This window comes from Sinorhizobium fredii NGR234 (assembly GCF_000018545.1).
Classification (GTDB): Bacteria; Pseudomonadota; Alphaproteobacteria; order Rhizobiales; family Rhizobiaceae; genus Sinorhizobium; species Sinorhizobium fredii_A.
On record NC_000914.2, the window covers coordinates 370,632 to 396,766 of the forward strand.

Sequence of the window (26,135 nt, forward strand, 5' to 3'; positions counted from 1 at the left end):
TGACGTCTTCGCAGTTGCAGCTAATTTGAGAATCCGGTCGGTCGGATTCTCATCTTCAAATGCCAAACCTGGCCGAAACAGCCGCATTCTCACGTTTAACTGCCAAGCGACAGCGGGAATTCGCGTCACACAAAGGCTGGGAAAAAAGCAGCCGCAGGAGCGGCAATATAGTGGCCCGAAGGAGCCGCGGGAGCGACTGCGCCCCCTCCGGGCGTTTCGCTCATCAAATCGAGCCGGTTACGAAAAACCGAAAAGCTGCCCTCGACCTTGTTGAACGACGTGGACAATCCCTTCGCACAAGCTGAATTCGCTGGCGACAAAACTAAATCCGTACCAAGGTTATTGTCTAAATCATGTGGTAGCATCATCCTGACAGGATAATGTCGAGCTGTGATTCGAGCATAAGGGAATAGACGGACGACAGATGGCACGCGGCGAGTTGATGAAAAAATTGCTGGCTAGCTACGGGCGCGATGAGGATTTTCGCGCCGTTGCCGAGCAGATCATCGACGAGGAAGAGAAAAAAAACAACCGCGTCTTGGCACGGACATTGCGGAAAACGCTTGAGGCTGGTCCTCAGCGGACACAGTCTGCGCCGAAAGCTCTCGCCCCCCTCATCCCATTCCCCGAAGCTGCCGCAGATTTCGTCGAGCGTATTGAACCCGAACATAATCGCAACGACATCGTGCTGAGCGCCGCCAACGTGAGGGTGCTACTTGGCCTGGTAAAAGAATTTCGTCGGGCAGATGAGATCCGCCAGCACGGTCTCAAGGTCCGCTCGAAAATGCTTTTCTGCGGACCGCCTGGCTGCGGCAAGACGCTTTGCGCGGAAATTTTCGCCGCCGAACTGGGACTCCCACTGTTCCGGGTGAAGCTTGATCGCCTCATTTCTTCCTACCTTGGTGAGACGGCGACAAATATCCGAAAGACATTCGAGTTCGCACGGAAGCAGCCGTGCGTCCTGTTTTTCGACGAGTTTGATGCCCTCGCGAGGACCCGAGACGACAGTGGCGAGCACAACGAGCTTCGTCGCGTCGTTAACAGCCTGCTGCTCTTTATCGACAACATGCAGCCGAAGGGCTTTCTGATCGCAGCGACGAACCTCGACCGCTCTCTCGACGCGGCTATCTGGCGCCGTTTCGATGAGGTCCTTTGGTTTGACAGGCCCGAAGCCGCGATGATCGGTCGTTTCCTCAAGCTCAAGTTCAAGAATGTCCCCGTCGCGTTCGACCCGGCCCGAAATTCGGCTGCACTCGAGGGCTATTCCTTCGCCGAAATTGAACGTGTCTGTACTCAGGCGATCAAAGCAATGATCATAGAGCGTCGCAAGCAAGTCCAGGAGCGGGATTTCAACCGTGCACTTCAGGACGAGGCGCGGCGGCGTGCCGGACAAGCCCGTCTTGCACCAATGATCTGAGGCCGCCGTGGCCAAGTACGACCATCTCGAGCTCGTCAGACTTCCAGAACAGCTTGAGCGACGCAAGCACGGCGGAGGTAGTCCGCCGCCTGACAGAGATGGTCCCCGGCACAGTGCAAAGCTCAGAGACGAGCTAAACGCTGCCCGAGACGAGCAACGCCGGAGACGCAAGCCGGAATTCGTAAATCCAGCGCTGATCCTCCGCGTCCAGATGACGGGGGCACTGCAGGAAGCAGACTGGGAGCAACTCGGACTTACGGTCCTATCCAGCGACGCCGACCGAACGCTAGTGTTGTTCGCATCCAACGACGAGATGGCAGAGTTCAGAACGCGGCTGGATGCCTACCAACGCGGCGCGCCCGCGGGCCAAAAGAACGCCCCCTACAACAATTTCATAGGCGGCATCGAAACCATTGGGTCGGTCGAGCCACGTGACCGCATTGGGATTCGTTTCCGCGAAGACGGCCTTGTTGAAATGGCCGATTTCCAAGATGGACAAGCCTATCTCATTGATATTGAGATATGGGATCTCGGTGAGCGACGTCTTCGCGAGCGCAAGCTCGACGACATCGTTCGCTACATCGAGGCGCGTGGGGCTGAGGTTTTCGACCAGTATGTCGGTCCTTCTATCACAATGCTCCGCGCCCGCCTGAACGGCGTGTTGGTCCGGACTTTGTTGACGATCGAGGAAGTAGCATCTGTGGACCTTCCGCCAACGCCTGGCATTGTCACGGCCGAAGCGATGGACATGGTCCTTGCTGAGGCCCCTCCCCTCAATACGGTCGACCAGACGGCGCCCGTTATAGGCATTATAGATAGTGGCCTCAACGCTCATCCCTTCCTTGATGGGATCATTGCCGGCTGCGGGTTTCGGCAAAGTCCGGACAGGATTTCCGGTAATCTCCGGACACAGTTTTCAGTAATTCCCGGACAGCGATTCCGCTAAATCCCGGACAGTTTCCGGCGGCGGTTTGACGGGTTGGTTCGCGGCTGCGCCGTCTTGTTGGTTAGGCCTCTCACGACAACGTTGAGAGGGGCCGATGCCGAGACGGAAGCAAGCAAGACGAACGACAGTGAGGGATATCCGGACTATTCTGCGCCTGACCCATGAAGAGGGTCTTTCGGTGCGCGAGATTGCCGAGCGGCTGAAGATCGGCAAGAGCTCGGTATCGACCTATTTGCTGCGATCTCGGGAAGCCGGGCTTTCGTGGCCGTTGCCAATCGGCGCGGACGAGGATGCAAAGCTGGAGCGGCGGCTGTTCGGCCGAGCCGGTCGACCGCCGCGCGATCTCAGCGAGCCGGACTGGGCGCTGGTGGTTCGGGAGCTGAAGCGCAAAGGCGTGACGCTGACGCTTCTATGGCAGGAATACCGCGCCAGCCATCCTGATGGTTACGGCTTCACCTGGTTCTGCGAGCAGGTTGCCGCCTTTCGGCAGCGCACCAGTGTAGCGTTCCGCAATCGGCACGCGGCGGGCGCCGTGATGCAGACCGACTATGCCGGGCCGACGGTGCCGGTGATCGATCCGGCAACCGGTGTCATCCATCCGGCCCAAATCTTTGTCGCGGTGCTGGGCGCCTCCAACCTGACCTTCGCCCATGCCAGCTTTAGCCAGCAGTTGCCGGATTGGATCGACGGTCAGGTGCGTGCTCTGACCTTCTATGGTGGGGTCACCAAGGCAATCGTGTGCGACAACCTCAAATCGGGGGTGGCCAAGGCCCTTTGGTTCGAGCCGACATTGACTGCGACGTTCGCCGCCATGGCGGAGCATTACGACACCACGATCCTGCCGACCCGCAGCAGGAAACCGCGCGACAAAGGCCGGGTCGAAGGCGCGGTATTGATCGTGGAACGCTGGATTCTGGCCCGGCTCAGGAACCGTACCTTCTTCTCGCTTGCCGCCCTCAACACGGCGATTGCCGAATTGCTCGAGGACCTGAACAACCGGACGATGCGCCATGTCGGCAAAAGCCGCCGCGAGCTGTTCGAGGAGATCGAGCGGCCAGCCTTGAAGCCCTTGCCGGCGATACCGTTCGAATATGCGGAATGGAAGTCGGCGAAGGTCCATCCGGACTATCATGTCGAGGTCGACAAGACCTTCTACTCGGTGCCGCATCGGCTGATCGGATGCACCCTCCAGGTGCGGCTCACCCACCGGGTGGTCGAGATCTTCCACGACCACCAGCGTGTCGCCAGCCATGTTCGCCGCTCCCAGCGTTCCGGCCACGTCACCGTCAACGACCATATGCCCAAGGCGCATCAGCGCTATGCCAACACCACGCCGGCCAATCTGATCGGCCGTGCGACCCAGATCGGCCCCAATGCCGCCATCCTGGTCGAACGCATGATGCGCGACAGGCCGCATCCGGAACAGGGATACCGCTCGGCCATGGGCATTCTGTCGCTGGCGCCGCGCTATGGATCCCAGCGCCTCGAGGCGGCCTGTGAGCGGGCGCTCACCATTAATGCCATCACCTATTCCTCCGTCGCCTCCATCCTCAAATCCGGCCTCGACCGGGAAAGACCGCAGGCTGAACACGCGGCCCCCACGCCTGCGCATACCAATATCCGTGGCCGATCCTACTACCAGTGAAGGAAGCAAGAATGCTGACGAACCCCACCCTCGACCAGATGCAGGCCCTCGGGCTGACGGGCATGGCCGCCGCCTGGCGCGAATTGACCGAGCAGTCCGGCACCAATGAGCTCAGCCGCGATGAGTGGCTCGGACTGATGCTCGACCGCGAAGTCACCCTGCGCGCCGACAAGCGCATCCGTAACCGGCTCGCCTCCGCCAAGCTACGCTTTGCCCAGGCCTGTATCGAAGATATCGACTTCGCCGCCGCCCGCGGTCTCGACCGGCGCAACACCATGGCGCTCGCCCAGGGGCAATGGCTCACCGCCCACGAGGGCCTGATCATCACCGGCCACACCGGCACCGGCAAGTCATGGCTGGCCTGTGCCTTCGGCAGGCAAGCGGCCAGGCTCGGTCACTCCGTGCTCTATGTGCGCGTGCCCCGAATGTTCGAGGAGCTCGCGCTTGCCCGCCTCGACGGCTCCTTCCCCCGCCTCATCGACAGGCTCACCCGCGTCCAGCTCCTCATCCTCGATGACTTTGGAACCCATACGCTCTCCGATCAGCAGCGCTTTCACCTCTTCGAAATCGTCGAGGAGCGTTATCAGCGAAAGTCCACCCTGATCACAGCTCAGGTTCCCGTGGCAAGCTGGCACGACCTTATTGCCGACAGCACGGTCGCCGACGCCATACTCGACCGTATCGTCCACAATGCTCACCGCATCACCCTCCGGGGCGAGAGCATGCGAAAGCAAAAAAGCGCACCCCTCTTGACTGGGGCAGAAAACGGCGAAATCAATCAGCCCTGATGCTAACCAGGCTGCCGAGGACCAACCGCATCAAACTGTCCGGACTTTAATGAAATTGCTGTCCGGGATTTAGCGGAATCAATGTCCAGTTTTTGCGAAGCGCGCAACCCTGTCTCCTCCCGACCGGTTCGGCGTTGTTTATTTTGGCAGCAGCATAAAGGTCTGCTTTGCCGAAGCGATCTTGCGCGAACGCGCCGTCGGTTCAAAAGGCTCTTTTCCTATCGGTATTGCAGAACTTCAGGAGGTTTCTTGCGCGTCGGTCGAAATCAACCAACCTCTGCTGCTCGCGGACCTGCGCTCCGACGGAATGCTGCGCATGCGCATACCGACCGATGCTGCCCGTGCCGCTTCGCATGAACTCGGGAAGCAATGGTCACGAGCACTCTGGCTCCACGACGAGAAACCGGACGGGATCATCTACGACTCCCGCCTAAATGGCGAAGCCAATACCGCCCTTTTCGATCGGGCGCTCCCCAAGCTCAACGTGAAGTCTTCCGGACCGTTGCTGGATTTCCGCGATGAAGTCGCACAAATCCTAGACGATTTCTCACTCGAGATCGTTTGATCCCCCGGCGAGTGTCATTTGTGCACTCGACTTTTGGCACATGTTTTTGCTTCAATTCGCTCAGCGAGTGAAGGATCTCTCGATGGTGTACGAATGGGACGAGTGCAATGCAAGGCGCGGTTACATATTGAAGATGCTCGGCGCAATCGATGTGGCTGTCGCAGTCGCAAGCGTTCCAACATTGTTTGTCGTCACCGCGATTTCCCATGACCTCATGAGCGCCTTGGCGACTCCGCAAGTTGACAGGTAAGCTGCCCCCTTACGCAAAAAACCACAAAATTTTCCCTTTGAGGGCGAACGCGGCCTCGGCTACAACTGATTCAAGGCATCAGAATTGGTTGGGGAGGTCGTTTTGCCAATAGTGTTCGTCCATGGGGTCAACAATCGCAAGGAAGATGCTGGCTTTGACAACGACGTCGCGCGCAAAAAAGAATTCTTGAAGACGTTGCTTGCCGCGCCGCTCGGGCTCGACCCGGCCAAGGTGCACATCAGCTTTCCTTATTGGGGCGGAGACGGCGTCAAGTTCCTCTGGAACCAGGTGTCGCTGCCAGGTGGCGGCTATGAGACCTTGGCGCTGGGAGCGCAGAAAAATGAAATCGACCTCTGGCTTCATGAGGTTCAACAGTCCTTTGGCGCAAAGTCCGTTATTCTTGGCAAGGTGAGCCGCGACCAATCGTTTGCGGATGCCGTCGATCTTATTTGGGACGCTGCAGCCGCGACCGCGAATTCTCCCGAGAATATTGAGAAGATCGCAGCGGCGTATCAGGCGTCACAGCGTTACATCGAGAAATATCCCGCGCCGGCATGGGCGTTGAAAGCCGAGCCGCTATCCAATGAGGAATTTCTCGATGCACTGCTGAGAGGCATTGCGGAACTGCCGGCAGACGAGAAAAAGCTCGAAACGTTCGGTTTGAGTGGATGGCTCGCCTCGACCAAGGAGGCCTTGGCCAGGCTGGGGTCGGCACCTGCCGACGCAACCACAGCAGGGTTGCTGGCGCTGGGGCGGAAATCCGCGCATCAGAAAGCGTCGCGATTCCTGGGCGACGTATTCGTCTACCTCAAAAATCGCGGGACCGCGGCGGCGCCCGGCCCGATTGTTAGGGCGGTTCTACAGGCGTTCCGTAACGCTGATGCCGCCCGGCAGGAGGGCGACGACAAGCTTATCATCGTCGGTCATAGCCTTGGTGGGGTCATCACCTACGATATTCTTTCCTATTTCGCTCCGGATCTGAAAGTCGACTACCTGGCAACAATCGGTTCACAGGTCGGTTTGTTCGATGAGATGGCGCTCTATAGTCGACCGCTACCTCCCGGGATGCCGACTGATCCGAAGAATGATCGCATTGCCGCCAATCCGAATGTCGGAAAGTGGCTGAACGTCTTCGACACCAATGACGTTTTCTCGTTCAGTGCCGAGGGTATTTACAAGAGCGTCAAGGATTTCCAGTACGACACGGGCTATGGCGGTTTCGGGGCGCATGGCGGTCGGAATAGACATATCGATGAGCATCGTTTTCGAATCCACGGCAGTGAAAGCCGATCCGACCGTCGCCGCGACGCATGTCCTCTTGATCGGTTGCGGCGAGTATCCGAGCCTTGCGGCTGCGGGATATGGAAGCCTGCCGTCTCTCACGTCGCCGCCGATCTCCGTGGTCGCCGTCGCTGACTGGTTTCTGACCGGATCCGATGCGATGCCAGCCGGTCAGGCGAAAGACCCGAGCGAAGCGTTCTCTAACGCGGATGCCCCTCTCGGCTCACTCGTGATGCTCGCATCGCCAAATGGTTCCTACGACACACCGTTCGGCACCAAGGTTAAGACCACGCGCCCGTCAATCGCAAACCTCAAGACCGCTTATGTCGCCTGGCTCGAACGCCTTAAACTCAATCCCCAGAGCCGGGGGGTCTTTTATTTCTGCGGCCATGGGATTAGCGACGGCGAGACACAATATCTGGTCGCAGATGACTTCGGTGAAGATGAAGCCGACATTTGGAATGCCGTCTTTCAGTTGACGATGACGGTGCAGGCCACGCTCCGAAAGTCCAAGGCGAGCCTCTTCTATTTCATCGACGCTTGCATGGAGTTGAGCGAGGAGATCATAAACCAGCTTGAGGATCCGAAGGCGCTTATCGGCGGGTCGCGGAGAGGCGCGCTGACAACGACCGACTGGGCAATCGTCCGGGCGACAACAGCGAACCGCTTGGCCTACGCGCCCGACGGAGGAGTTGCCCACTTTACACAGGCCCTTTTGTCAGCGCTTCGAGGACATTGCGGGGTCGAGCATCCGAGTGGCAACGGCTATTCCGTCGACGTGGCAAGATTACGTGCCGCAATATCGGAATTTCTCGAGTTCCTCCAACCCGAGGGCATGGCAGATCGCCAAAAAATCGGAAAAACCGAGGGTGACGGCAACTGGACCGTGCCTCTCCACGTCTTGTCAAAACGCCCGTCGGTGATGCTTGAATTGGACGTGCTACCGCAAGGTTTCCGCCCCATCGCGCAAGCCTTCATGGAAGACACCGCTCTCGTCAGGGATACAAAGCCTCTCGCAACCGGCCCGGTCCGGTTCGTCAGGGAGCACGGAGAATGGACTTATGGAACGAATTCCACCGATCCCACGTCCTTTCCGGAGAAGATTTATAATCGAAAACTACTGACGAACGCTGCAGTTCGTCGCCTCATCAAAGTCGACTGAGGGGATTGTCGGATGGATTTAACGGTTATTGTTTCCGGGTCGCAGAAGGATACTAACCTACTAACGCTTCCCTTCAACGTGTTCTCGTCCAAGGGTGACCTCCTGGCCTCTGGCATTGCTTCGCCAGAGCGATCCGCGAAAGTAACGATTGACGAGCGCCGTCGCGATCAAACCGATCGCCTCCACGTTGTAGCTATGCTCCCCGACGGTCGCTCGATGCAGACCATCGCCAATCGGCAAGTTGATAAAGGAGATGCGACTTTCGATATCGGCAAGACGGCTCCAACGGATTGGCTGGAGTGGGTCACGCCATTCCAGTCACTCGACCATCTGGTCGAGATGTCTGGCGACGACCCTGCCAAGGCTCCCCCGATCGGCAAAGTTTGGATGACGCTGTGGTCGCTGGTGGACGATCGATGGCAAAGTAGCCCGCTACCGGTGGAGGAACGGTTGAGCGACAGGACCGGCGTCCAGCAAATCATGATCCCCGTCCCCAACAACCCCCATCTGCTTCAGGTCGGCGGCGAACACGTTGGATGGCGGTTGGTGGCCCTGCCTCCTGGGCAGAGGGTCCGCGTGGCATTGACCCGAAGCGCTGGCAACGACAGCGACACCATCGACATAGCAATAGCGCGCGACATTCCGGACAACGAAATCATCCTCACCTACCTGTCGGATGGATCGATTGCAGAGGCCAATCAACTTGCCGAGACCCTTCAGATCGCGGATCGGTTCCTCCAGGACAAAGTCGGAGATCCTATATCTGCCGTTGCGGCGGGCTATTTCCTCCTGCGAAACAAAAAGCTGGCCGCGCGCCGAGGTTGGGTGCGGAACCTCATGAACTGGTTCCCTCAGATCGCCGACGGTGCGATCCTCGACGCCGCACTCGGCACAATGACGGACGGGGTGGCAGAAGCCGAAATCCGGAAAAGCATAGACGTTGCACTCAGCCGCGGGCTTCCCGTTTTTTCGATAGGGGCATCGCTGCTTCATCAAGCCATGTCTTCTGTACATCGTGGCGAGCGCGAGAAAAAGAAGTTTCACCGGAGTTATCTTGCCCTTCAAGCGTATGTTCGCGCTGGCAGCGCCGTCGGGCCCTATTTCGGGTTCAAGGGCCTAAGCCCTGCCGAACCGACGTGGCTTACCGTCGTGGGAGTGGAAGACAATCCCGGTTTCGGCGTCCGGCCCGACGGATCGCAAAACGAGCGTTTGGTTTTCGCGCGGCCTGCCAGTGTCAGCGGCCGGTATGGTCACACGAAGGTCCAGCTGCCCCGAGCGCCGGTGAGTGCCAGTGCCAGGCTGGTTATGGATGAGTTCTTGCGCAGGCAACCCCTCCAACTCTCCGGCGACGACGCTCCGAGTGTTGAGGTACGCAGACTGACAAGGCGAGAGAATAGCCGAGGGCTTCCGATACGCGAGACCACTTTCCTTAGTCACCTGTCTCAGCGCGTTATTCCGATTCCGCAGGAAGTTCGCGATACCGCGCGTTCAAAGCCGCAGATTGAGTCCGGGCCGCAACGGATTGCCAGCCCTCAGACAGTCGGCGCGACCGTTGGAGCACCGCGACAATCCGAACGATACTGGCGAGAGCAACGAGCCTCGAACGCGGTTTCATTCTTTGACGATCAAGGCCAGCCAACTCTGTTGCTGCCGCCACCATAAATCAGTGACGGCTCGGGCCGCCTGCCGGCACTTGGCGACAGACGCTACCGCGGTCGGAACCGGAGGATGGGAAGATCGGCTGCTAGATCGCGGTTTTCGATCAGCGCGAACATGTCGTGGTCGGCAACCTCAACCAACGTTGAGGCGACCTCGTCAGGGCGCCATCCTGCGGCGATTGCAGCCGCTGAGACGTAACCATCCGGCCAAGGCCGCAGGTTAGGCAGCTTGATCTCGCAGGAACTTCGGCGGCTGCCAATTCCACGGGAGCAATTGCTCCAGCGTAGTGATCGGCGTGTCGGCGACGCGGGCGAGGACGTCGGCGAGCCAGGCCTGCGGATCGACGTTGTTGAGCTCAGTGTCGCCATGAAGGCGGCGCGATCGGCACCTCGATCAGAGCCGGCAAAGAGCCATGACTTTCTGTTATGTATAGATATGCATAACAGAAAGAATTGGTTGTTCGCCGGATCGGATAAGGGCGGCGAGCGTGCCGCGGCGATCCTGTCGCTCATCCAATCCGCAAAGCTCAACGGTCTCGATCCCGAAGCCTATCTTCGCGACGTCCTCACCCGCAGCGCCGACCATCCGATCAACAGGATCGGAGAACTGCTCCCGTGGAACATGCGGCATCAAGATCGATAGCATCGGTCGCGCCGGCAATAGATCACTCGCTGCGCGATGGGCGGCCCTTCAATATCAGGACCAGGAAGGCGGCAACACCCAAGGCGGTAACGAAGGCAGCCCCCGAGCCAACAATGAGCGTCATGGTGTAGAATTCGAAAGGTTCTTCTTTTGCGGTTGCAATGACCGCCCCGCGATTGCGGACTTCGCCGGCAATGATCGCCTCGATAACCTTGTAGAGGACTCCGGGACCAGACACCGCTAAACCGACTGCAGCAATGATTTTACTGAGGCGGGGAAACGGCCCCACGGAGAGATGATACGCGAGAATACGGACATATTCCCGCAGAAAGGCCACCATACCCTTTCCGAATCTTGACAGCATCCCCCGAGGTGGTGAGCGACCGTCACCTCGGAGCGCTTCGACCTCGCGGAGTTTATCCAGTAGCCGTTTCGTTGTTCTGGGCATTCGCCGGTGTTGGCTGTTTTGACGCGATCAAACTACAAGTTGTCGCACGAGCCGTTTCGGTAAAGTAAAGGCGAGCCGTCAGCGCGAAGCTGCCTCACCGGACGCTTACAGAAAACTCATCGCGCGAGCTGTCGGAAATTCTGGGTGGGAATCGTTGGTTCCTTCACTTTGAACTCGTGCCTGGCCACTGGGCCTCAAGCCGCGGCAGCGCGATCCCGTGTTTTGTGGAACCAGGTACAATCTATCCGTTAAGTTCCTTGACGTCACCAACTGCGACGGCCACCCGCTGCACATCCCACGCCTCGAGACCTCACGACACATAGCCGATACGAACCCAGGCGTGCTTTGCTAGAGTTGGCGCTGAACTAGATCGCTCCTCGCCACTGAAAAGATCGGGGCCTTTGCGTGAGCTAAGCGAGCGGATCGACGTTGTTCATTTTTGACGTCTGCAGAAGCGTGGCGATGGTCGCCCAGGTCCTTCCGCCCACTGACACAACCCCATGCTTACAGGGAAGGGCAAGATACCCGCAGGACTGGTAAGATCACCCATCAGACACCAATAAAACGCGACATGCAAGCCTGGACTAACTCATTGTCAACAGAGCCGGCGACCGGCACGCGAAACATAATCATAGGTTGATCACTAAACTTTAAAGTTGCCATCATCCGGCATTTCGGACAATTTAGAGGGGACTAATGAGGGAATTATGCGGCAAAAGCTAGCGCCGCCGATTCTCAGCGTTGACCAATTCAGCGGGTCTTTGTCGGGGGGCACTGATGAGGCATGCGATCGCGTTGACAGCAGCAGCGGCTTTGTTGCCGAACTGCGCTATCAGGCCACTTCCGGAAGATGTCACCCGATTGAATACTTATGCGATCGTCACCAGAATTCGGTGCGAAGCGCGAGATGCCGTCCTGTCCGAACTGCTTGAGTACTTAAAAAACAGTCGCAGCAACGTATCTCCGGAAATTGTCACCCAGATAGAGGAAGACCCAAACACAATCGCGAACTTCGATCGCAGCCGACTTCCAAATGCAACACGAAAGAAGATCGATCTCTACGCAAATGCTGCGATTGTCTATGACTTCGAGTTCGATATGTCGCAGCACAGCAGAAACAGTCTTGGCGCTACTCTGAACGATACCTGGAGCAGTGGAATATTCAACTTGGGTGTTTCCGGTGCCCACGAGCGAACGCGCCGAAATCAGCGGCGTTTTAGAGTCGAGGATAATTTCTACAAGCTATTCACGGATCCCCCGAGGTGCGAGCCCTATTCCGAGAACGGAAAGTTCAAGCGCGAAAAAAATTACGCCTATCCCATAACCGGATACATCGGGCTTCAAGAAATAATCGATACGTTTTGGCGCCTGAATGAAGACCATATTCTTGGCAGCACTGATAGTGGACAGCCAAAGGTCAACAAACTTGCCGATGAGATTCAGTTCACGACTAAAAACAGCTTCTCGGCCACTCCCAGTGCCGAACTGGATCCCGCTAACCATTTGAAGATCGTGGCTGTTGACGCAGAGTCATCCCATTGGAGACAAGACATACACACCGTCACCATTGGCGTCGCCGTGCAGGACGAGGAGGAAGAGCCTCGCGACGAACGCAGACCAAGGCGACGTCTGGGCAAGGCGCAAAGCGCGATCAAGAACGCGAACGATGCAATCAATGAGCTGCAACTGCGCAATATCCAGATACTCAACAGAAGCGACCTGCAACAACTACTCCCAAACTTGTGAAACATCGGCCTGACAGGAGGGTAATTCTCATGGGAAGCGCTTGGCCGGCAGAGATCCGAAAAATCGCGAAAATTTCTAAGCGATTGTTGGGGGCCACAGTTATTCTGGGCTTCGGCGTCGCCGAGGCCCAGGCAGCCGAATTTTTCGGCACCTTCTCGAGCGGACCCGCGGGACAGTTTATCGATGCTGATCCGCGTCCACTGTTCGAGCTGTCGAGCGACTTCAGCTTCGATGACCCTAATGGCCTAAAGTGGCCAGTGCCCACGGGGACGAGAGTTGATGGAGCGTCGATCCCGCAGACTTTTTGGTCGATTATAGGGGGTCCCTTTGAGGGCGCTTATCTCAAGGCATCGGTGATCCACGACTACTTCTGCGAGACCAAATCCCGCACGGCCCACGACACACATCGAAATTTCTACTACGGCATGCGCGCAAACGGAGTGCCGGGGTGGAAGGCAAAGGCCATGTATTGGGCTGTCGCCACCTATGGGCCCGACTGGACGTTGGAGACTAAGGTCGTCAACGAGCTCCAGTGCAAGCCGACGCCGTTCGGCGGCAGAACTTGCTCGTCATTGCCGAAGATGGTCACAACAACAGTAGAGAAGCAGGCGATAAATCTCGAAGATCCTAAGGCATTGGCTGTCGCGGTCGGGAAGTTCAACGCGATCGCACGCAACCTCAAGACTTCGGACGGCGAAACATTGGATTTACTGCCTACCGGCGTTGTGAGTGGCTCGCTCGAGAGCATTGAGACAAATGCCACAAATGCCCGCGAGATGTTTGCCACGTCAGACTACCGGCTTGACCCGAAATTGCTCGGCGTCATTCTGGAACCAAAACAGATCAAACTCGATAGCATCGACGCCTGGCCCGACGGCCAAATCCCGAGCTTTACAGATGTTCAAGCGCAGGGACTTCCGCAGACGGGCGGCCTGGTGGGGGGCAATGGTATTGTTCTTAGCCCCGCCGAGTTCGAAAACTTCGAACAACGACTAGACCTCAGTCCGACGGACTTCACCTTGCCTTCCAAGTTAGAATGATCCGGCTTTATGAGTTCCCTTAAGATGACGCGGACTATCCCCCAAATGCTCGCTCTCGATGTTCCTCTGCGCAACGCTTCTTCCTCCGGCCGGTAGCTACAAGGTGTTGCGCAGCGGCTAGCGGATACGATCGCCTAGCTTTGAGCCCTGTTTCCAGATTATGTATCATCCGCACGAGAATGCCTCGCGCGAACAGGAAAGCCAGCCCATCGAAATGAGCGGGGCACCCGCCTAGGGTGGCACGATCTCCTGACCGGCGACCGCCTTGAACCGGAAGAAGCCACCGAATCCGGACGACTGACCGGCAACTGACACCCCATCAACGATTTATCAGTCTATCGACTGCGTAAATTGCCAGTGATGCACTGATATACGAACCAAACGATTGTATTTGGCTATCTTTTGTTCCATCAGCAAAATCCACGACCGATTTTATTACTAGCCAACTTGGTTGAGGCTCTAATGCCTCGTGACACGCCCAGGCTATGGCAAACGCTTCCATGTCGACCCCCAACATCTTGCGCTGTTGCGTAACTACGCCAGAGAAAAACTCCTTATGATTTTGGACGGCTGCGCCTGACGCGAGCGGCGCCACATGAAACTTCGGAACTTTAGCAGGTCTATAGCCCGGACTTTCCTTATACAGCTTCTGCAATAGCTCGTTATCGTTGGAAAGTTCCGCCAACACACCCCCGACTCGTGCGGTAGCGGCGGCTTGAAACGGCGCGGGCTCGAACACAACCGCACCGGCAACTTCAGTAAACTTTCCGCTGCCATAGTCCCATGTCAGATTCGCACCGATGATATCCCCGAGGTCACAATCGCCTTTTCGACCAGCGCAGATGCCGGTCATAACCACCAATTTGGGCTTGAATAGCGTTATTGCCTTCGCGGCCGTGACACCCGCTGCAACGAGCCCCATTTGCGGCAAGCAAACGCAGATCGCCGACACCGTATTTGCACCGAATTTCAAGCTAGCTGACCAATAGATTCCTGGGTCACCGGGAAATGTTACGACTTCCCAGTCACATCCAGAAACTGCATGCAACGCTGTCAATTCGGGATCGAGTAGCGCGCAAACAAACAGAACCTCGCATTCGGGTCGAGTAGAGATAATCTCGCTCTTCGACTGGTTGCCTTGATATTCCTCACGCGCTTTAAGATACTGCAATTTCTCCATCAGCCGGAGCTTCCACGTGGTCTTTGATGGCCCTACTTCTTCGACAAACCACGATCTCGCGGAGAAATCCTCCTCAGAAGCCGCCAAAGCTTCGAGATTAGAAGTTAAACCAAGGATATGTTCCGGTAACTGCACATCGTTCCCACGGTTGATCCGCTTCAATAAATCAACCCCGCCCGAGAGGCTTGGGGCCTCACCAATTCGGTTAGGTAAGTACATATCAATGATTAGCAAGTCGAAGTAGCTCTCCTTGAGCTCTTTAAGGGCACTAGCTGCTGTCGTAGCGACAGTAATCGACTCCTCTGTAATTTGGGCGTCTCGTAAAACGCCACAGATTTCAACAACCTTGGTATTTTCGTCATCAACGATCAGAATTCGCATTTATCTATCCAAGCTAAGCCGTGCATTTTTAATTGCTGTTTTCCAATCTGCTTGGGCCTGGGAATAATGAACCGCCTCAACAAAGACATTGGGGTATCTGTCCCTTAACTCAGCGTCCAAACTGTTGAGCGTTATCAAGCGAGGGGCCACGCCGAAAGTCTCAAACATTGAAACAATTATCACCTTCGTCTTAATAGACATTCGATTTACTCGCATCACAAACTCGCGGCCAGCGAAAGGCATCAGCTCGATACGCGAGCCTTTGTTTTCATCGGGCGAGTAATTGGGAAGAGTCATGTCCAGAATAATGAACTCCGGCTTAGTATCTCGCGCGACCCGCAGTCCTGATATTAAAGCAGATGTCACCTCCAGGTCATCCGAAGGAAACTCGGACGAATAGTATTCAACCAAAGAGGCTCTCTTTTTAGGGTTATCTTCGACGATTAAGGTTTTCATCGGGGTGAGCCTCATATCTGTATTATTTTGAAGGCCATCTTTACATGAAATTTGCACGTGGAATGATCAACTGAAATCACGGTGTTTGGTTTTCCGTCTCGCAGAGTAGAGCGAGCCACTTTCGCTAAACCCGAACCTCCTTCTTTCGGCAGCTTTTTCTCGTATTCCCCAGTCCTAATTTTTTCATTGGCATCAAGGGCGGCCCGCTCAGCTTTGCCCATATCATTGCAGTCGCTGACGAATTCAACATCCAGTGCGTCTTCAACCGTCATTGCCATGTGGACGTCCACGGCTGGGTTCTCCACTTCTGAATGGGCGTAGACGTTCGTGAACAAGGCCTTAAACACTTCAATAAGTATATGGAGCGAGTAAGTTACGGTTATGCCGGTGTCTCCCGAAAACGTTACTCTTGGCTCGAAATCGGGATACAGGCGGCAAACAATCTTCTGGGCAGCGCTAATAATCTCAACCAGACCAAGTGGTTCAACGTCAGTAGAACGAGCCACATTGTGCCATGTCGATACGTCGTTGACAGCGTTGCCGAGCTCCTGGCGTGCGCGCATGAGTGCATCTGAGAAAGGCGCCAGTCGCTGCTGCCCAGTTGCTTGACGAACGTTTGCCTCCAGTTCGTCTAGCAACTCGTTTAGCTCGTTCGAAAGCACGTTTTCTATGAATTCACGGGCGGCAGCCAGATTACCTTCCACGTTCGCCCAAAAGATCAAGGTGAACTCAGCAATGAAGGCTTCAAAGTCAGGTACCTCGGCAAATCTTGCGCAAGCCGACAAAACCGAAGCCTCTGACCAATCTGCTACTATTAGCCCTTCTGGTTTGTCCGGCCGACGAACCTGCAAAAGATCGTTCTTGATAGCCTCCAGCTTATTGTCAAACTTCTCCGAAAATGTTGCTAGCACCGGCCCAATTTTCTCGCCGTAGCACTCAAAACCATTGTCGATGAAATACCTCGTCCAGAAACAATCGTCCGGGTATCCGAGAGGCTCCTTCGCAGTCAAAATATTCTCGGCGCTGAGCGGGCTCTGAAGATGAGCTTCGACCGCGCCATGCCGCATCCCCAGGCTCAAGTACGAGTCTACGCCATAGCGCGGGTCTAACGCATATTTCGAATTCAACTCCGCCAAGATCGTGCGGGCAATGTCGAGCGACTCATTATTGGGAACTTTAAAAGTAAATGTTTCCGATTTTCCCGACGTCAAATGAGCGATAAATTGAATGTCAGCGTCCTTCTCTACGGGCGGCAATCCGGCATCGATAAAATCTTTCAGACGGTTGAACTTCGGACTCAATTCTATGAGCGCCCATGTGGAAAGCGCTTGCTCATCGCACTGCACTTTACCTACATGGAATCGTTGCAAAAGCTCCTCAATCGTTTGCTGCCCAATGATTGTGTGAACTTCTTCGATGTAATCGTCTTCATTTGCAGGATCCACCTGAGCCAAATTGAATAGAACCTGGATCCGTTCGTCCTCCATCTCGGCCTTTGACAAAAACTCTAGCGATTGCCTTAAGGAGCTCGAGGTACAAGCTTCACGAAGGAAAGCGACGTCGACAGCACTGTCAGCCACAATTTCACTCGGCTTGCTCATTCCTCTAACGTTGAGATGTTGTTCAACTGCGATGTAGACCAGATTTTGGCCTTCATCGCCGAGGCTAGCGGCCACGCGCGAAAGCCCGATAGCAACCCGCGGATCATGCCCAATCCTGGCCACCTCGTCTTCAGTTACGCTCGCGGAGAATAGGTCTGCAGGAAAGTAACTTGATCCAAATGGATCGGCATTCGTATATTCGCAAAGAAGAATGAGCGTATCGAGCGTGCGTCCCTCGCTAATCCCGCAAATGCAAGCAATTCTGAATAGTTCCCGATTTTCGTATACCGACTCCGAAATTCCGACTTCAGCGGCAACTGCGGCAAAAGAATAGTCAATGAAGCGCTGATCGGGCGGAGCAATTTGTTGCTCTACTTTCTCGAAGTGTACGTTGGCTATCTCCCGTTTATATAATGCCGACTTGACGTCGGCGAGTGTCTGAGCGGATTTCATCGCAAAAATGGAGCTCGCCAGATACGCGCGGGGAGATTGTGGCTGATGGAAAAACTCGTTTGCTAAGGCGATGTCAAATTCGCGATCGGGCGCCGAAGAAACTCCATCCAGTATCCCAATACTATCGAGAAGGTAGCCGCACCATCTGTTCAGCAAAGGAATAGTGAAACGACTTGGTTCGACCCTTTCTGCGAGCGCTGCCTTTGGGCTTGCGCGCCAATCTCCAGTAGATGACAGAATCTCGACAAAATCTCGCCCAAAAGGCAGAACATCTGGTTTGGATAGACTCTGATCTGACGTGAATAAATTAGCTAGAAACTCATACTGATCGACTACAGGAAAATACAGAAGGAGAGGAGAAAGCTTTGATGCCACCTCGACATTCAGAAGAGGGTTAAATGTCAGGTAGTACAATAGCAAATTTAGCTCTTCGTCGGCAAATTTTGAGAATATAAATCTATTCAATACCTCAAGTACGTCCGATGGATGCCGATCTCCTTCTGACGCTATTCCTTTGCTATAGAGAATTATGTTTGATATTGAAGGATTTGCAACGTAAAGGCTACCTTGCATCCATCGACGTTGAGCGTCGAGGCCTTTCGTTCTCGCGAGCGAAAATAGAGCTTGAGAGGCTGACGAAAAGCTCCACATGCACGTTCGAATCTCTGCATTTGCCCTTTCCAAGGAGGCGGAGTAATCAGTGATCTGGTCAATGCTGGTATAAGTATTTTTATTGTGAGAGGCGATCTTGCCGCCAACGGCGGAGATTGAAGCAATCTGCCATTTCATCGCATTTTCTAGACTATCATTCGCGGCTAGGACATAGTCCGGGAGCTGCGATGGGGTCCGCGGGGATAGTGATACCAAGTAACGATGATACTTGTACCTCGCGAGGGTCCACTGAATAGTACGACTAAGTGCTTCCAATGAGGAAGTTTCATTTCGAATACTCAGGATAGTGTCGTGTGAGCCCTTGGAGGCCCGAATACGGCGCTTTTGCGGGGTTAGAGATGACGACCGGTTCCGAAGTTTTCTCTGAGATGATTTTGACTTCCGATGTGCCATTAAGAGACTCATTCCGCTTTATCGCCGATCGCTTATAAATATCTCGAATACATACGACATCTGAAACGCTCAAGAGCCTTTTCAACTTCTAATCGATATTCACCGGCGCACGTGAACCTATCAACAGCTAAAGCGCACCTTTCCACGAAACCTCCCCCTTCTCTCAAGCCCAATTCGCCGACAATCCGCGGCGCCGCCTGCGGCGTGACCTCTGGTGTCTTGGTGGCCAATGCCGGCCGAAGGGATCGGTTTTGCCATGACTCGATCACTTCCGGCAGCTTTGACGAAGTGCGCCGCCCCGCGAGCTAGCGCCCCACCATCTGCCGCGCCAGGTCCGGCCCGGTCATCTTCAGTCCGATTTCGCGGTCATGCTCACCCCGTGTGCAACGACGAGTAGTTGGGTCTCTCGATCCGGATATTATTTTTCCGCCAGGCGGAGATTTTGGACCGGTCGCGGGTAACCGGGGCAGATTGGGTGGCGGACTTTTCATCGACGCGCTGCGAGAACTGTGCATAAGCGGGCGATGTAGAGGGTCGGAGCCGCGGGTGGGATTCCGCGCTTGGGGCAAATCATGCTTCCTTTCGATCATGGCCAAGAAGCGACTTGCCTCGCCCGAACATGCCGACACGCTTTCGCTGAAGGCGTTGCGCGTGCTTGTGACGGGTCTGGTCGATGAGGTCAAGGAGCTTTCAGCGGAGGTCACGACCCTTCACGCCGAGAACGCCGCCCTGCGTGAAGACAATGAGGCGCTTCGGCTGGAAAACACCCGCCTGAAGGTCGAGAACCAGCTTTTGCGCGACGAGATCGCACGGCTGAAGAACCTGCCGCCACGGCCGCCGTTTCGCCCGTCGGGCATGGACAAGGCGACGGATGACAAACGCGACGCGCCGCGGGCGACCAGGAAGAAACCGCGCGGCCCGAAGCTCGATCTAAAGCGGGTGAGCCGGCAGGAAATCCTGCACGCCCGTGTTCCGCCCAAGAGCTGCCATGTGCGGGACCTGATTGTCACAGCTGAGCTCGTTCACTACCGGCGCGAATATTGGATCACGCCGGACGGCAAGACAGTGCTCGCGCCGCTGCCGCAAGGGGTCGTCGGCGGCTACGGTCCAAACCTCAGGCGGCTCTGCCTGATGCTGCACGCGCAAGGACAGGTGACGATGGCGCGGCTGACTGAACGATGTCGGCGTCAGCGTCTCCAAGCGCCAGGTCGTGCGACTTTTGACCCAGGGACTGGACGGCTTTGCTGCCGAGGATGCGGCTGTGCTGCATGCCGGCCTTGTCTCGGCCCCCTACATCACCGTCGACGATACCGGTGCCCGGCATGCGCGCGATAGCTTCCACACCACCCAGATCGGGGCTGAGCATTTTACCGCTTTCCGCACAACCGCATCAAAATCCCGGCTGAACTTCCTGTCGCTGCTCAGAGGCAGCTATCAAGACTATGTCCTCAACGACGCCGCCTTCGACTATCTGGACGGCCGTCGTGCCGATCCGGCGCTTGTGGCCAAAATCCGCAGCCACGAACCACGACGCTTTTGCGACCAGGTGCCGTTCCTCGAATATCTGGCTGGCAAGGGCATCGACATTTTCGACAGGCAGGCGGTCCGCGTGCTCGCAGAAGCCGGCATCTGGGGATCCATCCGCCATCACGGTCTTCTCGGCGACACGGTGATCGTCTCTGACGATGCCGGCCAGTTCCGAGTCGGCAACCATGCTCTGTGTTGGGTCTATGCGGAGCGGCTGCTGCAAAAATTGATGCCGGCAACGCCGCGGCAGGTGCGACAGGTCGAGGCGGTGCGGGATCTTGTGTGGCGGTTCTACCGGGCGCTGAAGAGCGTCAAACGAAAGCCCCCGCCCGGCCTTGCCGCCGCATTCCGCAAACGCTTCGCGCGCATCTTCTCGCTGCGCACCGGCTATGAAGACCTCGACAAGCTTCTGGCTCGTCTTTCTCGCCGGAAGGACGAACTGCTCAAGGTGTTGGAACGGCCGGATATCCCGCTGCACACCAATGCGTCGGAGAACGATCTGCGCAGCTTCGTCACCAAGCGAAAGATCTCCGGCGGCACGATGAGCCGGGATGGGCGCGTGGCGCGCGACACCATGCTTGGGCTGATGAAGACCTGCAAAAAGCTCGGCCTGTCGTTCTGGCACTATCTCGGTGATCGCCTCGGCCTCGATGGCCAGGCTATTGCGCCGCTGGCCGCCCTTGTCGCGGCAAAAGCCTAAGGCGCCTCTCCCCTTCCCCTCGCAGGCACACGGCGTCAGGCTGTCCGTCACCAACCGCAATGAGAGTTGAGGCGACAAACGACGTTCGCGCTGGCTTCATCGAACCCGTCGGACCGACCGCCTTCGTCTTGCCATCCGCCGCCTCTGGCGCGCCGGCGTCATCGGCACTTCTGCGCCGGCCGATAGGCTCGCATCGCAATGCTTTCGAACGTCAAAGCGGCACTGCCACCCGATGTAGGTTTTGCTTTGCCACTTCAAACCGGAAATTGTCGTATGCCGGCTGGGTTTAGACGATAGGCACCGGACGATTTTCCCCTAAGGGTTTCAGTGAAACCACTTTTGCCACGGCGATTGCGAGATCAAACATCAACGGCAGCATCAGCAATTTGGGACAAGCGACCGTCGACGAGCGTTAGGTCCAGAGCTCCGCATGCCAGTACGGCCAAATCCCATCGCCGGCGCGCCAATTTCGGATCGATCGCACCAAGCATCCGGGCTTCGAAAGCCTCCCCTTCCTCGGCGCGTAAAAGCGTAAGGTCAAAATCAAGGCCGAGATTTCAGCTTACCGCTTCAATTGAAATCGGGAAGCAAAAGCCACAGCAGAAATGACCCGCAACTATCAGCGCCGGCGCGACCGCTTCCGCGTCAATCTTACCAAGGCATCCGGTCTTTGAAAAACCAGCTCACCTCCTGGGGCGAAAGGCGCGGAGCGTTGGTTTGGCGCACCGAGTTCTTGCGAGCTGACGCTAAGATAGATCCGCGCTGCTTCATGAACTCTCAGTAGTCAAAAAGCGCTTCAATGTCTTTCTTGCCGAGCCGCGGAAGCAAAATCAGATCGGCATGGTCTTCATCGGTGAGTTCCTGCCAGGACCCATCACCCCAACGCAGCTCCCTCGTCCCGAAGGCTCGGTCGTACTCGTAGATTCCGTAGCTCGGCTTCAGCAGCTTCTATTCGCGAGCGAGCCGCGAGCCGGGCTTTACCAACGCCAGGCAGTAGGTGGGTTCGGTCGGTGGTGTCGTCATAGTGGCGGTCTCCGGCGTCGCGCCCAGATTATGTGCTTAGCTCGAAAATGGAAGTGGCGACCGCGATGAACCACCATGTTGTCAGCAACTGACCTAGCCAATCGGAAATTTGGATCAGGCGATCGCATACACGTTGGCGGCAAAGCGGCGGCGCGGTACGGTTACGATCTCTCGTCATCTCGAAGCGCTCACGTCGCGGCCGCAGACCACCTAATCGGCTGGTTCCTTGCGGGTTTTAGGCAACGTATCCACAAACCGTTCATGCTGCGGACCGTCCAATGTGACCGCATCTATGTTCTCGCAGGACCGAACCTTGAGGCGCAGTGGGATGTTGTTGCCTGGACCAAGTTGGTTCATGAGCCAGCCTACGCAGTCGGCCTCGTCTCCCGGTGGGTGCTCATGACAAGCCATCACATGTCCTGCGTCGTGCAGGGATCCCGGCTCGGCAATCGTCCTCGCAAGTGCGTGATGCAGCGTTTCAGTGTAGCCATGCGGAATATCGTGAGGGTCGGTTGATACTTTCCACGGGCACTTGTCGCACTGCCGAATTCGTCTTTGGACGCCGATTGACACCGTGAAGACCAACAGCGAGAAGATTGGCTACAAACCGCGGCGCCGCAAGCCGGGCAAGCGGACGGATTTTATGAACGATCCGGCCGTCATTGCTCGGCGTCGACAGGCGCTTTCCCAGCAAGGTGCGGTGGAGCAAGGGCAACCCTACCCGGCACAGTTCAATGGAGGATAAACTCGGATTGCCTGTCTGATTCCAGCTTTAAACAGGCAGCCCACAAGGGTGTCTTGTGGTAGGTTCCGCCCTGCCAAATGGTCAGCCCCTCGCGCTCTTCGTGCAGCAATCCCAACCAGCACAGCGGGCGAATGAATCGTAGCGGAGCGCCGACCTTTCCGCCCAGGTTTCGACAGTCATTTCTGCTGGCTCCGGGTACGATTCGCTCGGGTATAGCTCGTTCGCCAGGTCGTCCAACGAACAGCCCGTTTCTGCTTTCATGTTGATAAGATTGAGAAAGACGTGCCACCAACGCATCCGATTGCGGACAGCCTCCCGCGTCTGCCCGTAGTGGATATAAGCATAAAGATAATCCGTCGCGATCAGATCGAAGAAGGCCTGCGGTCTCACCAGAAAGTCTCGGCCGCGTTGGGTTGGTACCAGTACGTCCTTTCGCCGCCGAAGAAGCCGCAAGTGCTTGAGCATGTCGCGGACGACCAAAAGCGGCGGCATATCGGCTTCGTTCAGAACCTTGCTGACGCTGTACAAGTCGTCCGACGTGTGGCCGGGCCAATCGAAGTGAACAGCGGCCCAGTGGACGAACTTGCGGTTCATCGCCCCCGACGCGGTCAGACCGATCCCTCCTTGGGTCTCGGCGTAGGAAACAGTCATGACCATGCCACGAAACAGTGGCGACAGCGCGGCTACATCGACGTCACCCATCAGCCTGATTTCCGGAAGCATCGCGAGATCCTGGCCCTGCACATTCAGCTGCCTGCAACATCTACCAGGAACGCAATAATTGAAACCGAGAAAGCTAAAGCCGAAGGGGTGCCCTTCACCCGCCCCCTCCCTTCCCTTGCAACCCGGCCCAGCCGGCCCGGTCGGGGGCTTGCCTCAGCGCAAGTGGACATGCCGAGTGTCGTATTTCTAAATGGCTGAAGACGTATCCAAAGTGACATTTTAACTTTGCCCAACGGCGGACAGTTCAACCTGGCCGCCACATTATGGTTTAACATACCGCATAGAGAAATGAGATCGGCGGGATCATGCCGGCTCCCAGGGGTTGATGATGTCTAGTCCAGCTGCCTCGAACGGACTGGTATCGCGCGTAGCAACCATAAAGCCATGCGCAACCGCCGTTGCGGCGATATAGCCATCCGCCTTGCCGATGACCTTGCCTGACGTTTTCGCTTGCGCCATCAGGTCCGCATAACTTCGCGACGCGTCCAAGTCGAAGGGAAGAACGCGCCCTGCGAGGGCCGGCAAGACCTCTCCTTCCAAGCGATTCTGAAAGATCGTGCGTCGCTTGCCTGCCGGCATGGCCGCCAAGCCGAAACGCAGTTCGGCCACCGTAATCGCGGACAAATACAGTGTTTCAATCATCTGCGCATCGATCCAGGCCAACACAGCGCGGTCCGGCTCGGCCTTCCACAATTCGGATATGACGTTGGTGTCGAGCACGATCATTCGAAGCTCATCGGTTCAGCAGGAGTCTTGTCACGGAGCTGGTTGAAATGCTCCGCTTCGGCATCCGTCAGCCCTCCAGCTTCATGGGCAATAGACGCCAATAAAGAGCCGAGTTTGACCCGCTCCGGGGGCCGGACAGTCGTTTCTAGGATGTCGCGGATCTCGGCTTCGGTGCTGCGGCCATGCATTGCTGCTCGTACGCGTAGCGCTCGGTGCACCTCGTCGGGTAGGTTCCTAACGGTCACATTTGCCATGATGGCTTCCCTTCAATGAAGATATCAAAGATAGCATTATATATCCAGCGCTATCATACCGCAATATCTCATGGAAGATTTCGCCAATACTTTAGCTGCTCTAATCGATTATAGTTGTGATCAGCAGTTTTCCAGAGGTTTACTTGCCTCTCAAGTACCGCGTAAAAAAGCCCTAGCACCGATTCGGTAGCTTATCCCCTGTCTTTCACGTGCTCGCGGTTCGTGGCGCCGAGTGGACGATCAAAGACCGCCAGCCCGCTCACCGGCAGGTCGGCAGTAGTGCCTTGGGGCCGGTTGGCAAGCCACTGGAGTATGACAATGTCGAAGGAAGCGGGTAAGGGCGATAATCACGGAGGCGGCCCCGGGAAGATCGAAATCATCGTCGTGGTGAACGGCCAGCCTACGCAGGTCGAAGCCAATCCCAACCAGCCGCTACACGTCGTTCGCACCAAAGCCCTTGAGAACACGCAAAACGTGGCCCAACCTGCCGAGAACTGGGAGTTCAAGGACGAGGCCGGCACGCTGCTCGACGCCGACAAGAAAATCGGTGATTTCGGATTCGCCAACACTGGAACCCTGTTCCTCAGCTTGAAGGCGGGTGTCGCAGGTGCCTGAACTCCAAACTGTGGACCCGAAGGTCTCTCGAGCGAAGTTTGATCGGGAGATCAGCCGGTTCCGCGCATATGCAGATGCCTATAGGATGCAAGGCTGCTTTCTGATCGAGGAGAGCTTCCCGAGCGCTTTCTTCATATTTGCGAGCCCAAAGGTAAAGCCGCGCGTTATCGGCGCGGCCATCGAGATCGACTTCACCAACTACGATCTCAGACCACTGTCTGTGGTCTTCGTCGATCCGTTTACACGTCAGCCGATTGCCCGGAAGGACCTTCCCCTGAATATGTTAAGGCGTCCGCAACTGCCCGGAACCCCGACGGAAATGATTTCAAATCTTATCCAGCAGAACGCGGTATCATTGACCGATTTCATTCAAGCCAACAGTCTCGAGGACCAACCATTCCTATGCATGGCTGGAGTCCGGGAATACCACGATAATCCAGCGCACTCAGGTGACCCATGGCTACTTCATCGGGGTTCTGGCGAAGGCTGTTTGGCCTTCATCCTGGACAAGATCATCAAATACGGGACCGGCCCTGCGGAGCAACTGCAGATTCACCTTCAGGTCGCGTTGGGAGGACTGCTAGTACCACCTCAGGCCATTCCAGAATGAGCGCGTTAGAGGATGTCAGGACAGTCGCCCTCCCCCGAGACTGCGTGTCCACAGTACAGGCGCATCTGCGGTCGGTTGGACAGCAGGGCCATGAAGGGATGGCACTCTGGGTCGGCGTCCAGCAAGACCAGCATTTTGTCATAGCGGAGACAGTGATCCCGGCGCAGCGCCACATCCGAACAAGTGATGGCGTCTGTGTGATGGTCCCTGCCGAAGAACTGCACCGGCTCAATGTCTGGCTCTACAAACGTGGCCTGACGCTTCTGGCGCAGATCCATAGTCATCCGGGCCGCGCCTATCACTCGACGACCGATGACGCCTATGCGGTCGCTACCACGATTGGGTGTCTGTCGCTGGTAGTGCCGAATTTCGCTCGGGAGCCTTTCGATTTTGCTCATGTTGCCGCCTACCGACTTGACGCTAAGGCGAATTGGAATGAGGTCCCGTCCGCGGTCCTGACGCGAATGATCACGATAACGAGTTGACG

At 56.5% G+C, this 26,135-nt stretch carries 20 protein-coding genes and 5 pseudogenes; 16 read left to right on the forward strand and 9 right to left on the reverse strand.

Annotation, left to right across the window (positions count from 1 at the left end; all coding sequences use genetic code 11):
- Positions 1 to 424 precede the first annotated feature (424 nt).
- The 8 genes from NGR_RS31400 (at position 425) to NGR_RS31435 (ending at position 9,716) form a co-directional block, all read left to right on the forward strand.
- Complete coding sequence (locus tag NGR_RS31400) at positions 425 to 1,417, forward strand: AAA family ATPase (RefSeq protein WP_010875309.1); 993 nt, start codon at positions 425 to 427, stop codon at positions 1,415 to 1,417.
- Between the two features lie 7 nt (positions 1,418 to 1,424).
- Complete coding sequence (locus NGR_RS31405) at positions 1,425 to 2,363, forward strand: hypothetical protein (RefSeq protein ID WP_010875310.1); 939 nt, start codon at positions 1,425 to 1,427, stop codon at positions 2,361 to 2,363.
- Between the two features lie 94 nt (positions 2,364 to 2,457).
- Complete coding sequence (gene istA, locus NGR_RS31410) at positions 2,458 to 4,008, forward strand: IS21-like element ISRsp2 family transposase (protein ID WP_010875060.1); 1,551 nt, start codon at positions 2,458 to 2,460, stop codon at positions 4,006 to 4,008.
- Between the two features lie 11 nt (positions 4,009 to 4,019).
- Positions 4,020 to 4,796 (forward strand): IS21-like element ISRsp2 family helper ATPase IstB, encoded by a 777-nt coding sequence (istB, locus tag NGR_RS31415; protein WP_012708757.1) that lies wholly within the window; start codon positions 4,020 to 4,022, stop codon positions 4,794 to 4,796.
- Between the two features lie 109 nt (positions 4,797 to 4,905).
- Positions 4,906 to 5,361: an RES family NAD+ phosphorylase gene (locus tag NGR_RS31420; RefSeq protein ID WP_164924771.1), complete on the forward strand. Its 456-nt coding sequence runs from the start codon at positions 4,906 to 4,908 to the stop codon at positions 5,359 to 5,361.
- Between the two features lie 361 nt (positions 5,362 to 5,722).
- The gene (locus NGR_RS31425) at positions 5,723 to 7,027 is read left to right on the forward strand and encodes a hypothetical protein (RefSeq protein ID WP_010875313.1); all 1,305 of its coding nucleotides are present in this window, start codon (positions 5,723 to 5,725) and stop codon (positions 7,025 to 7,027) included.
- Entirely contained in the window at positions 7,011 to 8,054 is a 1,044-nt protein-coding gene (locus NGR_RS31430; RefSeq protein ID WP_010875314.1) for a caspase family protein, read from the forward strand. Before NGR_RS31425 ends, NGR_RS31430 begins: the two co-directional genes overlap by 17 nt.
- 12 nt (positions 8,055 to 8,066) lie before the next feature.
- Positions 8,067 to 9,716, forward strand: a complete 1,650-nt coding sequence (locus tag NGR_RS31435; RefSeq protein WP_010875315.1) for a hypothetical protein — start codon at positions 8,067 to 8,069, stop codon at positions 9,714 to 9,716.
- A 216-nt stretch (positions 9,717 to 9,932) separates the two neighbouring features.
- On the opposite strand, the pseudogene NGR_RS31440 reads toward NGR_RS31435, so the two are convergent.
- Positions 9,933 to 10,135: pseudogene (locus tag NGR_RS31440) on the reverse strand (transposase domain-containing protein); the annotation flags it as partial.
- 22 nt (positions 10,136 to 10,157) lie between these two features.
- Between NGR_RS31440 and NGR_RS31445 the strand changes: the two are divergent.
- A pseudogene (locus NGR_RS31445) lies at positions 10,158 to 10,355 on the forward strand (transposase domain-containing protein); the annotation flags it as partial.
- Positions 10,356 to 10,377: 22 nt separating this feature from the next.
- Here NGR_RS31445 and NGR_RS31450 read toward each other — a convergent pair.
- The gene (locus NGR_RS31450; protein ID WP_240545238.1) at positions 10,378 to 10,695 is read right to left on the reverse strand and encodes a hypothetical protein; all 318 of its coding nucleotides are present in this window, start codon (positions 10,693 to 10,695) and stop codon (positions 10,378 to 10,380) included.
- Positions 10,696 to 11,580: 885 nt separating this feature from the next.
- Here NGR_RS31450 and NGR_RS31455 point away from each other — a divergent pair.
- Positions 11,581 to 12,549 carry a hypothetical protein gene (locus NGR_RS31455; protein ID WP_010875317.1) on the forward strand — a complete coding sequence of 323 codons (969 nt, stop codon included), beginning with the start codon at positions 11,581 to 11,583 and terminating at the stop codon, positions 12,547 to 12,549.
- Between the two features lie 29 nt (positions 12,550 to 12,578).
- Entirely contained in the window at positions 12,579 to 13,589 is a 1,011-nt protein-coding gene (locus NGR_RS31460; protein ID WP_010875318.1) for a DUF1353 domain-containing protein, read from the forward strand.
- Between the two features lie 319 nt (positions 13,590 to 13,908).
- On the opposite strand, the gene NGR_RS31465 is transcribed toward NGR_RS31460, so the two are convergent.
- The 3 genes from NGR_RS31465 to NGR_RS31475 are packed head-to-tail and all read right to left on the reverse strand — an operon-like array spanning position 13,909 to position 18,449.
- Entirely contained in the window at positions 13,909 to 15,150 is a 1,242-nt protein-coding gene (locus NGR_RS31465; RefSeq protein WP_010875319.1) for a response regulator, read from the reverse strand.
- Entirely contained in the window at positions 15,151 to 15,606 is a 456-nt protein-coding gene (locus NGR_RS31470) for a response regulator transcription factor (RefSeq protein ID WP_010875320.1), read from the reverse strand.
- Positions 15,607 to 15,617: 11 nt separating this feature from the next.
- On the reverse strand, positions 15,618 to 18,449 hold the full coding sequence (locus NGR_RS31475; protein ID WP_240545239.1) for a hypothetical protein: 2,832 nt from the start codon (positions 18,447 to 18,449) through the stop codon (positions 15,618 to 15,620).
- Positions 18,450 to 19,313: 864 nt separating this feature from the next.
- Between NGR_RS31475 and NGR_RS33925 the strand changes: the two are divergent.
- A pseudogene (locus tag NGR_RS33925) lies at positions 19,314 to 20,952 on the forward strand (IS66 family transposase).
- Between the two features lie 1,233 nt (positions 20,953 to 22,185).
- Here the strand turns inward: NGR_RS33925 and NGR_RS33930 are convergent.
- Entirely contained in the window at positions 22,186 to 22,548 is a 363-nt protein-coding gene (locus tag NGR_RS33930) for a DUF6283 family protein (RefSeq protein WP_432654036.1), read from the reverse strand.
- Position 22,549: 1 nt separating this feature from the next.
- Here NGR_RS33930 and NGR_RS31490 point away from each other — a divergent pair.
- Positions 22,550 to 22,720, forward strand: a pseudogene (locus tag NGR_RS31490) (hypothetical protein); the annotation flags it as partial.
- On the opposite strand, the pseudogene NGR_RS31495 reads toward NGR_RS31490, so the two are convergent.
- The 3 genes and pseudogenes from NGR_RS31495 to NGR_RS31505 all read right to left on the reverse strand — a co-directional run bounded on the left by NGR_RS31495 (position 22,707) and on the right by NGR_RS31505 (position 24,423).
- Positions 22,707 to 23,443 (reverse strand): annotated as a pseudogene (locus NGR_RS31495) (hypothetical protein). The pseudogenes NGR_RS31490 and NGR_RS31495 sit on opposite strands and share 14 nt — an antisense overlap.
- Positions 23,444 to 23,746: 303 nt before the next feature.
- A complete protein-coding gene (locus NGR_RS31500) occupies positions 23,747 to 24,169 on the reverse strand; it encodes a type II toxin-antitoxin system VapC family toxin (protein WP_010875325.1) in 423 nt (140 codons plus the stop codon).
- Positions 24,166 to 24,423 (reverse strand): FitA-like ribbon-helix-helix domain-containing protein, encoded by a 258-nt coding sequence (locus NGR_RS31505; protein WP_010875326.1) that lies wholly within the window; start codon positions 24,421 to 24,423, stop codon positions 24,166 to 24,168. The genes NGR_RS31500 and NGR_RS31505 overlap by 4 nt, the downstream gene beginning before the upstream one ends.
- 318 nt (positions 24,424 to 24,741) lie before the next feature.
- Here NGR_RS31505 and NGR_RS31510 point away from each other — a divergent pair, with 318 nt between their 5' ends.
- The 3 genes from NGR_RS31510 (at position 24,742) to NGR_RS31520 (ending at position 26,133) form a co-directional block, all read left to right on the forward strand.
- On the forward strand, positions 24,742 to 25,038 hold the full coding sequence (locus tag NGR_RS31510; RefSeq protein ID WP_165447176.1) for a DUF2604 domain-containing protein: 297 nt from the start codon (positions 24,742 to 24,744) through the stop codon (positions 25,036 to 25,038).
- The gene (locus NGR_RS31515; protein ID WP_010875328.1) at positions 25,031 to 25,648 is read left to right on the forward strand and encodes a putative metal-binding protein; all 618 of its coding nucleotides are present in this window, start codon (positions 25,031 to 25,033) and stop codon (positions 25,646 to 25,648) included. The genes NGR_RS31510 and NGR_RS31515 overlap by 8 nt, the downstream gene beginning before the upstream one ends.
- Positions 25,649 to 25,746: 98 nt before the next feature.
- The gene (locus NGR_RS31520; RefSeq protein WP_234818789.1) at positions 25,747 to 26,133 is read left to right on the forward strand and encodes a Mov34/MPN/PAD-1 family protein; all 387 of its coding nucleotides are present in this window, start codon (positions 25,747 to 25,749) and stop codon (positions 26,131 to 26,133) included.
- Positions 26,134 to 26,135 lie beyond the last annotated feature (2 nt).

What these genes read in the sequence shown, in the direction of transcription:
- NGR_RS31500 (WP_010875325.1), bottom strand. Translation starts at nt 24,169, where the DNA reads ATGATCGTGCTCGACACCAACGTCATATCCGAATTGTGGAAGGCCGAG.
- NGR_RS31435 (WP_010875315.1), top strand. Translation starts at nt 8,067, where the DNA reads ATGGATTTAACGGTTATTGTTTCCGGGTCGCAGAAGGATACTAACCTA.
- NGR_RS31475 (WP_240545239.1), bottom strand. Translation starts at nt 18,449, where the DNA reads ATGAAATGGCAGATTGCTTCAATCTCCGCCGTTGGCGGCAAGATCGCC.
- NGR_RS31460 (WP_010875318.1), top strand. Translation starts at nt 12,579, where the DNA reads ATGGGAAGCGCTTGGCCGGCAGAGATCCGAAAAATCGCGAAAATTTCT.
- NGR_RS31400 (WP_010875309.1), top strand. Translation starts at nt 425, where the DNA reads ATGGCACGCGGCGAGTTGATGAAAAAATTGCTGGCTAGCTACGGGCGC.
- NGR_RS31520 (WP_234818789.1), top strand. Translation starts at nt 25,747, where the DNA reads ATGGCACTCTGGGTCGGCGTCCAGCAAGACCAGCATTTTGTCATAGCG.
- NGR_RS31510 (WP_165447176.1), top strand. Translation starts at nt 24,742, where the DNA reads ATGTCGAAGGAAGCGGGTAAGGGCGATAATCACGGAGGCGGCCCCGGG.
- NGR_RS31470 (WP_010875320.1), bottom strand. Translation starts at nt 15,606, where the DNA reads ATGAAAACCTTAATCGTCGAAGATAACCCTAAAAAGAGAGCCTCTTTG.
- NGR_RS31505 (WP_010875326.1), bottom strand. Translation starts at nt 24,423, where the DNA reads ATGGCAAATGTGACCGTTAGGAACCTACCCGACGAGGTGCACCGAGCG.
- istB (WP_012708757.1), top strand. Translation starts at nt 4,020, where the DNA reads ATGCTGACGAACCCCACCCTCGACCAGATGCAGGCCCTCGGGCTGACG.
- NGR_RS31450 (WP_240545238.1), bottom strand. Translation starts at nt 10,695, where the DNA reads ATGGTGGCCTTTCTGCGGGAATATGTCCGTATTCTCGCGTATCATCTC.
- NGR_RS31455 (WP_010875317.1), top strand. Translation starts at nt 11,581, where the DNA reads ATGAGGCATGCGATCGCGTTGACAGCAGCAGCGGCTTTGTTGCCGAAC.
- istA (WP_010875060.1), top strand. Translation starts at nt 2,458, where the DNA reads ATGCCGAGACGGAAGCAAGCAAGACGAACGACAGTGAGGGATATCCGG.
- NGR_RS31465 (WP_010875319.1), bottom strand. Translation starts at nt 15,150, where the DNA reads ATGCGAATTCTGATCGTTGATGACGAAAATACCAAGGTTGTTGAAATC.